Annotated in this window: 7 protein-coding genes; 6 read left to right on the top strand and 1 reads right to left on the bottom strand. The window is 33.8% G+C overall.

The window, feature by feature from the left end; translation table 11 throughout:
- Window positions 1-374: 374 nt before the first annotated feature.
- The 6 genes from AFK68_RS46150 to AFK68_RS23035 form a co-directional block, all read left to right on the top strand.
- The coding region (locus tag AFK68_RS46150) for a response regulator (protein WP_371357509.1) at window positions 375-1,932 on the top strand (1,558 nt) is incomplete at its 3' end.
- A 159-nt stretch (window positions 1,933-2,091) separates the two neighbouring features.
- Window positions 2,092-2,457 carry a PleD family two-component system response regulator gene (locus AFK68_RS46155; protein ID WP_371357511.1) on the top strand — a complete coding sequence of 122 codons (366 nt, stop codon included), beginning with the start codon at window positions 2,092-2,094 and terminating at the stop codon, window positions 2,455-2,457.
- 59 nt (window positions 2,458-2,516) lie between these two features.
- The coding region (locus AFK68_RS46160) for a PAS domain-containing protein (RefSeq protein WP_371357510.1) at window positions 2,517-3,226 on the top strand (710 nt) is incomplete at its 3' end.
- 21 nt (window positions 3,227-3,247) lie between these two features.
- Window positions 3,248-4,792 carry a PAS domain S-box protein gene (locus tag AFK68_RS42335; RefSeq protein WP_094675416.1) on the top strand — a complete coding sequence of 515 codons (1,545 nt, stop codon included), beginning with the start codon at window positions 3,248-3,250 and terminating at the stop codon, window positions 4,790-4,792.
- Between the two features lie 186 nt (window positions 4,793-4,978).
- Window positions 4,979-5,359: a response regulator gene (locus AFK68_RS23030; protein ID WP_094675418.1), complete on the top strand. Its 381-nt coding sequence runs from the start codon at window positions 4,979-4,981 to the stop codon at window positions 5,357-5,359.
- Between the two features lie 310 nt (window positions 5,360-5,669).
- Entirely contained in the window at window positions 5,670-8,207 is a 2,538-nt protein-coding gene (locus AFK68_RS23035; protein WP_094675420.1) for a hypothetical protein, read from the top strand.
- Here the strand turns inward: AFK68_RS23035 and AFK68_RS23040 are convergent.
- A complete protein-coding gene (locus AFK68_RS23040) occupies window positions 8,146-8,709 on the bottom strand; it encodes a Fur family transcriptional regulator (RefSeq protein WP_094675422.1) in 564 nt (187 codons plus the stop codon). The two genes, AFK68_RS23035 and AFK68_RS23040, sit on opposite strands and share 62 nt — an antisense overlap.
- Window positions 8,710-9,337 lie beyond the last annotated feature (628 nt).

The raw sequence follows: 9,337 nt of genomic DNA on the forward strand, positions 1-9,337 counted from the left end.
CGCGACATATAAAGCGGAGCTTTGCGTTAGCAAACGCCATCCCATCCTAACGGAATGCTCCGCAAACGACCGCTTGTTTCTCCTTAAAAGGAGAGGCTTTATACCTTTATTTTTCGGTAAAATTCAAAAGATAATCTGCTAACTATAATTATAATATCAACAAAAAAAATATAGTTTATTGAAAAATATACTTGTTCACTGCTAAAAAAAAAGCTGTATATTGTTAGCTAGGAATCAGCATAAAAAAACTATAGATAAGATAGTTAGTTGTTATCAAACAGGTAAATATAAAAAAATCAAACTTTAGTCAAAATTAGAGATTTAAAAACCTTATAAAAACAACACTAACTACAATTATTTAAAACAGGCAATAAATGAGAATTTTAGTTGTAGAAGATGATAAAATTATCGCCGAAACTTTAGCTGATGCCTTAACCAAAGAACTCTTTATAGTTGATATAGCCACAGATGGTCAAGCGGGTTGGCAGCAAGCTCAAGCTTGTAATTATGATTTAATTTTATTAGATTTAATGCTGCCCAAATTAGACGGTATTACTCTATGTCAAAAGTTGCGCTCTATTAATAAAAAAATTCCTATTTTACTTTTAACCGCTCGCGATAACAGTCAAGATAAAATAAAGGGTTTAGATGCTGGAGCTGATGATTATGTAGTTAAACCATTTAATTTGGAAGAACTTTTAGCTAGAATTAGAGCATTATTACGACGGGGAAATGAGTCTGTTTCTGTCATTAAGAAATGGTGTGGTTTATGTTTAAATCCTCAAAGTTGTGAAGTTAGTTACAATGACAAGCAGTTAAATCTTACTCCTAAAGAATATGAAATACTAAATCTGTTGATGCACAATACCCAAAGAGTATTTAGTTGTAGTGTAATTTTAGATCGGGTTTGGGATTTAGAAGACATACCTACAGAAGATACTGTTAGAGCACATATTAAAGGCTTAAGACACAAATTAAAATCAGCAGACGCCCCTAGTGATTTAATTCAAACTGTTTATGGTTTAGGCTATAGACTTAAACAAGAAAAGAATAATTTACCACTAAAAAAAAGTAAAAAAAAGAAGAAAAATCAACCTAATATATCTCAGGAATCTCAACAAAAGCTGCAACAGTCAATAAATAAAATTTGGGATAGAGTTAAGGGAAGTATAAGTGAGCGAATTGATGTGGTAGAACAAGCAGTAATAGCTGGAAAAAATGGAAAATTAGAGACTAATTTGCAACATCAAGCACAACAAGAAGCTCATAAATTAGCAGGTTCTCTGGGTACATTTGGTTTGGCGTATGGCTCAGATTTATCTAGAGAAATAGAAGCTTTATTGGCATCTGAATTACCTATTGATTACACAGAAATTTCTCATATATCTAAACTACTTAGCAGTTTACGCAACGAGATATATCGGCATAGTAGTAATATGGATAATCAACAAAGTATCAATCAGGAACTCAAATCTCTTGATGCGAAATCCTCTACACAAACTTATTTAAGGTATACAGATAGTTTTTCCCAAGAATGTAAATTATTATTAATACTAGAAGATAATTTATTAGCCCAAGAATTAGTGCAGGAAGCTACTACTAAAAAAGTAGAATGTATGGTGGCGAAAAATTCTACATTACTTACAGATATAGATGGTTTTATTAATCATAACTGCAACTTTCATTGCCAAGATTTATTATTTTCTGCAAATGTGGCATTACTAGACCTGGAAATTGCTAGTAATGCGGAAAAAATATTAGCAAAATTTTCTAATCAGATGCCATTTTTACCAGTAGTTGTACTTAATACTCAGGGAGACTTGAGCGATCGAATTAAGATTGCTAAATTAGGGGCATCAGCATATTTAACAAAGCAACTACCAGCAGCTCAAGTAATAGATATAGTATTAGATATCTGGCGAAAAAATCAGANTACCAGTAGTTGTACTTAATACTCAGGGAGACTTGAGCGATCGAATTAAGATTGCTAAATTAGGGGCATCAGCATATTTAACAAAGCAACTACCAGCAGCTCAAGTAATAGATATAGTATTAGATATCTGGCGAAAAAATCAGATCCCCGGAACTGTTATGATAGTAGATGATGATCTGCCAACTTTAGAGGTTATCAAACACATACTAACGCAGTGGGGAATTAAAGTGGTTACTCTGAATGATGAGCGATATTTCTGGAAAACCTTGGAAGATACAGCGCCAGATTTATTAATTTTAGATATAGAAATGCCACATTTTAACGGAATAGATTTGTGTAAAGTTATTCGTAATGACCCTCATTGGAGTGGCATTCCAGTTGTATTTATTACGGCTCACAAAGATCCTAATATTCATAATCAAATTTTTGCTGCTGGTGCTGATGATTATCTTAGTAAACCTTTTAAATATTCTGAGTTAGTCACTCGTATTATTAATCGGATCAAACGGACTCCAAGTATTTAATTTTTTTTTGAATAATCAATATTTATTCTTGATTTTATTGAGTTGAAGATGGCAAAAAAATGATTAAAGATACTTCTAAAAATAAAACAGATTTAATAGCATCCCTCAAAGCTAGTAATGCTAAATTAAAAACAGAAATACGGGAGCGTAAACGAGCAGAAAAAGCTTTACAAGAGCTAGTAAAAACATACCAAGAAACTTCTCTAAAGCTTCGCACTTTAATTAATGCGATGCCAGATATTGTTTGTTTTAAAGATGGTACAGGAAAATGGCTAGAAGCTAATAAGTCAATGCTAGAATTATTTGATCTAGAAAAAGTAGATTATCATGGTAAGTCAGATGCCGAACTGGCAGAAAGTAGTCCTTTTTATCAAGACGCTTTTTTAAATTGCCAACACAGCGATCGACAAGCATGGAACAAAAAAAGTTTGTCGAGGGGGGAAGAGGTCATTCAGAAAAAAGACGGAACTGTAAAAATTTATGATGTAACTAAAGTGCCGTTATTTTATGAAGATGGAACACGGAATGGAATTGTCGTTTTAGGGCGTGACATTACAGAGCAAAAGCAAACAGAAAAAGATATGATCAGGTTAGCTTCTATTGTAGAATCCTCTAATGATGCAATAATTGGTAATACTTTGGCAGGAATTATTCATAGTTGGAACTCAGGAGCAGAAGAAATTTATGGTTACTCTATTTCTGAAGTCAAAGGTCATTCTATTTCCATGTTAGCTGTACCAGAAAGACCAAATGAAATTCCTCAAATTTTNAAAAGCAAACAGAAAAAGATATGATCAGGTTAGCTTCTATTGTAGAATCCTCTAATGATGCAATAATTGGTAATACTTTGGCAGGAATTATTCATAGTTGGAACTCAGGAGCAGAAGAAATTTATGGTTACTCTATTTCTGAAGTCAAAGGTCATTCTATTTCCATGTTAGCTGTACCAGAAAGACCAAATGAAATTCCTCAAATTTTAGCAAATATTACTGCCGGTATTGGTATAGATAATTATGAAACTGTACATCTTAGAAAAGACGGTAAGCACATAAATGTAGCTTTAACAATATCTCCAATTAAAGATACTCAAAATAATGTGATAGGAGTATCAACTATTGCCCGTGACATTAGCGATCGCAAACAGGTAGAACAATCTTTGGAACAACTCCGTCACCAACATCAATTAATTTTAGACTCAGCGGGAGAAGGAATTTGTGTAATAGATATATTTAGTAAAATTTCTTTTGTTAATCCTGCCGCAGCAAAAATGACTGGTTATGGAATTAAAGAGCTGGTAAATAATGACTGGAATTTCATAATTTATGGAGACCAAACTAACAACAAAACTAATCGTATTTCTACAGAAAAAAATAGTCAAGCTTGTGCGGTTAACACAACCTTAGAAAAAGGAATAGTTTGTCAAGTTACTGATGAATTGTTTGGGAGACGAGATGGCACATTTTTTCCCGTAGAATATGTCAGTACACCTATTCTAGAACAAGGAAAAATCACTGGTGCGGTTGTGACATTTAAAGATATTACCGAACGCCTAGCAGTCGAACAGATGAAAGATGAATTTATTTCTGTAGTGAGCCATGAATTACGCACTCCTCTTGCTTCTATTCACGGTGCTTTAGGTTTACTGAAAAGTGGTTTACTAAATCAAGCACCAACAAGAGGTAGAAGAATGTTAGATATTGCTGTTGCGAATAGCGATCGTTTAGTCAGGTTAGTTAACGACATTTTAGATTTAGAGCGTCTTCATTCTCATCAAGTCACAATGGTTAAACAAACTTGCAATGTTTCTGAGTTGATGATACAGGCAGCAAGTGAAATGCAGCCTATAGCAGAGAAAATAGGAGTCAGTTTATCAGTAACACCAATAGATACTAAGTTGTGGGGATGCGCTGACAGATTAATTCAAACTTTGACTAACCTACTGAGTAATGCTATAAAATATTCCTCTACAGGAAAAACTGTATGGTTAACTGCCAGCAAACAACGAATCAATAAAAATCAAGTTAATAACTCCCATCATTTGACTTGCGGGATTCAAGGTGATTGTGCTGTAGCGCCAGCTTGTGGAATTAATTATGGGGATCAAGTTTTAATCATGGTTAAAGATCAAGGACGAGGTATTCCTGCTGATAAAATAGAAAGTATTTTTGGTCGCTTTCAACAAGTTGATGCTTCTGATTCTCGCCAGAAGGGAGGAACGGGTTTAGGTTTAGCTATTTGTCGTAGTATAGTCCAACAACATGAAGGCCAAATTTGGGCAGAAAGCACTTTGGGAAAGGGCAGCACTTTTTTTGTTGCTTTACCAATTTTGGATTAAAGTTTTTAAGAATTTAGAATTTAGAATTTAGAATTTAGAATTACCTATTCTTATAAATAATAGGAAAAAGGCACGGAAAATTATTTTTTGAGTAAATTTAAAAATAGGGAATAGGGAATAGGAAAGATATTTTTCTACTTATTCTTAAGCTAATATTTTTCTAGGGTAATTAACAGCTAAAGTCGAATGACAAAAAAACGAATTTTACTAATAGACGATCAAGATGATATTAGGGAAGTAGCCCAACTTAGTTTAGAAATGGTTGGTGGTTGGCAAGTAATTACTGGTAGTTCAGGTAGAGAAGGTATTACTAAAGCAGAACTCGAACAACCAGATGCTATTCTCTTAGATGTAATGATGCCTGAACTAGATGGATTTGCTACTTTTCAAGAATTACGAGCTAATCAGGCCACGAAGCAAATTCCAGTAATTTTCCTGACAGCGAAAGTTAGTTCAGACGATAAGCGTCATTTTTTTGAATTGGGAGTAAATGGAGTAATTACTAAACCCTTCGATCCTATGTCTCTAGCAACCGAAATAGAAACAACTTTGGGTTGGGATTCTTAACGAAGTCAGAAGTCAGAAGTCAGAAGTCAGAAGTTGTTTTTGTAACGGGGATGCGTGAGCAACCCTCCAAAAAACATTTCGCCAATCAAAGGGGGGGTTGCGCGACCCAATTATTTTGATAAATAGCAATTGACCTAAGTGCCCTCTAGAAAATTAATCTTGACAAAAATAATTATTTGTGATAATTAAAAATTAATAAAATATTAAAATTAAAAAAATTATGACTTGAGTAGATAAAATCATCCAGATAACTAATAATCTGAGATAAACTTAAGAATATATATTTTGTAAAGTAAAGCTGTAGCCGTAGATGTCAGACTGGGAATTTTTGCTACAGAAAGAAGGCGACCAAACCTGGCTACCTTTAGAATCAGCCGATGTGGAAATTCTAGAAGGTCGCTATCGCATTGTGGCTAATACTCATATAGCCAATACAGAAGTCCAAATTCGGATTATTCACGATTCTACTGAAGAAATCCCACCTATAAGGCGAGTTCATAAACGTTCTAGTCGTACCCACTCTCAAGGTCTCATATCTATTATCCCCTTTACCCGCCTCAAGCCTGGTAAGTGGGAATTTCTTTGTCTAGCTAAACTAACCACATCATCAAAAGAAACAAAGGAACATATTGTCCATCTAGAAGTATTGCCCACAGAGTATGATAGTTCAGATTTTTCACAACAACTAGAACCACAGAATCAGGAATTATATACAGTAGCAGATCCTCAACCCCAGCCCAAGGATTTAATTACTAATGAAAATATATCTTTTTTTTCAGATCAAGTAGACACAGATGAAGCAGGAATTAATCTAGAGGAAAATACAGTCAAAAATAATCCTGAATTGACTAAACTTGAGACAATTAAATCAGATGAAATAGAATTATTAGATAGTCAGATTCAAGATGAATCAAAAGCATTATCTCAAGAATCAGAGATTAGGGAAAATATTACTGATTTACTAGATAGTGGTCAACAAGAACAGGCAAATATTCAAACTCAAAACCAAGAAGTCAAAAATATAGAGAATCAATTAAAAGAACTAACTGAAACTCTAATCAATAACTCATCAATATTGGGTAAACTTCAGCCAGAACAAGAAATAGAACTAGAGCAAAATCCAGCTCCAAATCAAGAAACAGATAGAGATACTAAAACCCAAAATAACTATACTCTAAATTACCCTTTAGAGCTAACCTTAGATCGAGCATCTTACATTGCTAAACCAGGAGAAGCATTAATTATATCTGGGCAGATAATTCTTGATAATCAAAATCAGAATATTCAATCTAATGAAGGCTTTAATAACCTGCCCTTGCAGAATAATCTAACAAAAAAAGATTCTACTATTACAGAAAATAATACTCCCATAGTCAATGGGAACTTAAAAATTTGTTTGCGTAATCCTCAAACTTCAGAAATTTTAATTGAAGTACAGCAAACTCTACCAGACCAAGTAACACCTATTATATTTGCCTGTACAATTAATGTGCCGGAAAATATTAAAACTCATCTAATATTAGGAGAAATTATTCTCACAGATAATACTCAAACTATAGCCAATCAATCTTTCACAATTACAGCACCACTTCAGAATTGGTTGGCAGCAATTGATGAAAATTTTGTTGAAGATAAGCATCAGGGAATTACTTCAAAAACAAAAACTTTAGCAGGAAGAAAACCAGAGCAAAAACCCCCTTCTTTTCTGGAATTAGTAGAGAAAATTAATCAGACTCAACCAGATCAGAAAACACATAAAGAGCAATCTTTACCACCACAAATCTATAAACCTATTACAGGTGAGTCAGATTCTGAAGCACTAGAATTACCAACATTTGGAAATCCACTACCAGATAATGTGGCTAAAGATGCAACTCAGATTAATGATTTGTTGGCTAAGTCAAATACTCCTAAAGAGCAAGATGAAATAGATGATGTTTGGAAAAATTTAGATCGGTCTGAAGAGGAGATAAGTTCACAAGTAGAAATAGAAAAGTCAGAGTCAGAAACTATTAATAAAGAAGAAGAAGTACCTGCTGAGAATAAGCAAAATCTTGTGCCCTTTCCCACAGAATTTTCTCCTAAAAACAAGGATTTTAAGGCTTTAAAGTTAGAGGATAGATTCTTTTCCAAGGCTTATTCCTTGAGCAATGATTCTGAATTATTGCAATGGATGAAGGCTTCTTCTTTACAACCAACTGAGGAAAAAGACAAGGGTACAGAATTAGAGAATACATCAGAATCTAACCAGAAAACTGAAGAAGAATTACAGGATAATGATTCTATAAGTGTAATGGTTGATGATGAGGAATTTGCTAGTGGCAATAATGATGAAATTAATTGGGAAGCGCAAGAATTTGTGGTGGAAGATGAACCACTAGAAGAAATTTTACCAAACCAAGAGAAGCAATGGAATTTTGGTTTAGGTAATATTTCTCAAGAGCAGGATGAATCAATTTCGACACAGCCTTATATTTTACCTGATGAACAACCATTGCCAGTTCCTCATTTAGAAGTGCTGGGTAAGGATGTGATTGCCGGAAGAGCGGTAAAAGTTAGGGTACAATTACCAGAAGGTTTACCTAGGATTTATGTTAAAATTTGGGTTTACGATCGCCAAGCTCAAACAATAGTAGCTGGACCACGTTGGTTAACTGATTTTATTCCAAATGGAATGGGGGAAATAGAAGTAATTACAGAATTGGATATTGCTTATGGTTGTTTGGAAGTTAAGTTTGAGGCGATCGCTGCAGAAGTCCAAACTAACCGGGAGAGTCATAAAGCTGTTATTGAACGCTTGGTAGTTCCTCCTCCTCCTCCAAAGTTGCCTTTTGATGATTTGAGTTAGACTGAATTTCTAACTTAGTTCTTGGACAAGACCAATTACTAGCTACTAAAGCAGGCCAACCTTTGCGTAAAGCCTCTATACAAATAGTATGAACTGTGAGTTGACAGTCTAACATTTCAACACCTTCTTTTTCAGCCTGCTTCTTACTGATTTTTAGTATAGAATCATCACTAAATTCATAGGTTTTATGACATTGAAGGCAGACTAAATGGTGATGTTTACGAAGGTTAGGGGCGTTTATCTCATAATGTTTATGTCCTTCGGCTAATTCTAGTTCCCGCAAAATACCTACTTTTGTCAACAAATGTAGTGTTCGATAGACGGTAGACAGACTAATTTGTTCCTGTTGATGTAGCAACAGATGATATATTTCTTCTGCACTTAAGTGTTTACCTTGAGGTAGACGTTGAAACACCTGTAGGATAGTTTCCCTTTGGGGAGTTAAACGCCAGCCTCTTTGGTTAAGTTCAGACTTAAGTGAATCATGGTTATAGAATCCCATATTTAGAATTTAGAATTTAGAATTTAGAATTTAGAATTTAGAATTTAGAATTTAGAACTAATTCCTGACTAAGTTTGAGAATTTAGAAATGTCCTAACCTTTGTTTCAATTTCGTATATCTACAATATATAGCAAATATATACTTATTGAAATATTTTTGCAAGAGCTAAATCAGGGCAAATCAAAACTTAAAAGAAAAATTTTATATTATACTACTAGCAATACTTTTTGTCTGCTTAACTGTCAGTCTATATTACTCTTTTTTTTGGGAAAAATCTGCTACGTCAATACCATTTTTTGATGAAACTGCACTATAGCTGAGGAGAAGTCGATTTGATTTATTTCCATCCAATATTTAGAGCAGTTTTCATAAGTAGACGACAGTAGGGGCGTTCCATTGAACATCCCTACAAAGTTTTGATTGTGACGTGAAGTCTCATCTATCTGAAAAGCGCTGTACGGTATCTTCGCGATCAACCAGACTCTTAAGCATAAAACTACTTCATAAATTTAGAATCGTTTGATAAGTTTCTCAATCTCAGAAATTGCTGTAAATATTTATTATTTAAGAATTGAATTAATTTATATTGAAAATATTCTAAATTCCCAGATTAATATAACCATACAA

The sequence above is a fragment of the Hydrocoleum sp. CS-953 genome, assembly GCF_002260545.1.
Taxonomy (GTDB): Bacteria; Cyanobacteriota; Cyanobacteriia; order Cyanobacteriales; family Microcoleaceae; genus Trichodesmium.

Bases quoted from the DNA above. Each gene is read 5' to 3' on its own strand.
- AFK68_RS46155 (WP_371357511.1), top strand. From the start codon at position 2,092: ATGATAGTAGATGATGATCTGCCAACTTTAGAGGTTATCAAACACATA.
- AFK68_RS23040 (WP_094675422.1), bottom strand. From the start codon at position 8,709: ATGGGATTCTATAACCATGATTCACTTAAGTCTGAACTTAACCAAAGA.
- AFK68_RS42335 (WP_094675416.1), top strand. From the start codon at position 3,248: ATGATCAGGTTAGCTTCTATTGTAGAATCCTCTAATGATGCAATAATT.
- AFK68_RS23035 (WP_094675420.1), top strand. From the start codon at position 5,670: ATGTCAGACTGGGAATTTTTGCTACAGAAAGAAGGCGACCAAACCTGG.
- AFK68_RS23030 (WP_094675418.1), top strand. From the start codon at position 4,979: ATGACAAAAAAACGAATTTTACTAATAGACGATCAAGATGATATTAGG.